The sequence below is a fragment of the Rhizobium leguminosarum genome, assembly GCF_010668065.1.
Classification (GTDB): domain Bacteria; phylum Pseudomonadota; class Alphaproteobacteria; order Rhizobiales; family Rhizobiaceae; genus Rhizobium; species Rhizobium leguminosarum_S.
The window spans coordinates 1-970 of sequence record NZ_WUEN01000039.1 but is presented as its reverse complement, the minus strand read 5'-3'; the positions used below and the strand labels follow the sequence as shown (position 1 = coordinate 970).

The following is a 970-nucleotide window of genomic DNA, read 5'->3' as shown; positions in this document are numbered from 1 at the left end:
GCGCGCGCCGGGGTGCTGGCCTGCCGGCGCGGATGGAACGACGTCCGGTTCGGGCACCGCTGTCGTTGGCGATTGGTGCAAGCCCTGCCAGCATGGCGGCCTGCTTGCCCGAACAACTGCCCAACTCGTCCATGCCGGCCATCAATGCCAGGGCCGTGACGCGGCCGATGCCGGGGATGGAGGTGAGGATCTCGGCCTTGCGGCAGAGCTGCGGGTCCTCGCCGACACATCGTTCGATCTCTTTGTCGAGACGTTCGACATGCTGTTCCAGCCGACGCACGAGGCGGTTGAGTTCGCCGCGCAGAAGGGCGGTGGTGGCAGTCTTGCTGCGGTTCTGCAGGGCGGTGATGTCGCATTTGGCTGCCGATCGTGCATTGACCAGCTCCTGCAAGGCCTCGATGTGAGGACTTGGCGGCGTGTCGGCCGGCGGGCGCAGGCTCTCGGCCAGGAGCGCCAGGAAACGGGCATCGAGACGGTCGGTCTTGGCGAGATAGCCGCAGGCGCGGGCAAACATGCGGGCGCGCAGCGGATCGACCACGGCGACGGCAAAGCCATCGAGCCAAAGCGAGCGATGGGCGGGGCGATGGAACTTGCCGGTTGCCTCCATCACGATGCTTTTGGGCTGATGCCTGGCCAGCAGCCGTTTCAGCTGGCGGATGCCGGTCTTGTCATTGCTAAACCGCCGGCTTTCGCCCAGCGGATGCAGATGAACATCAAGCCACTCTTTACTCACGTCCACACCGGCATAAACTACCGGCATCGCGTCTTCTTGGAACGAAACCTTGCCTTGCATGCGGGACTTGCTCCCCATCATCTGTTCAGGACAAACGCGAGGACGGCCGGACCAATCTCATCCCCGGTTCAAGCCAAGGGGCCTGCGGTCCCGGCCGTCCGCACTCCGGCGGATGGCCATCCGCCGGAGTGCGCACCGATCATCCAACAATCAGCGCTAATTGAACATGCAAGGGGC

General features: G+C 64.5%; 1 protein-coding gene. It reads right to left on the bottom strand.

Features of this window, described 5'->3' with window-relative positions; genetic code table 11:
• The coding region (locus GR198_RS35180; protein WP_164070485.1) for an IS110 family transposase at window positions 1-793 on the bottom strand (793 nt) is incomplete at its 3' end.
• Between the last annotated feature and the right edge of the window lie 177 nt (window positions 794-970).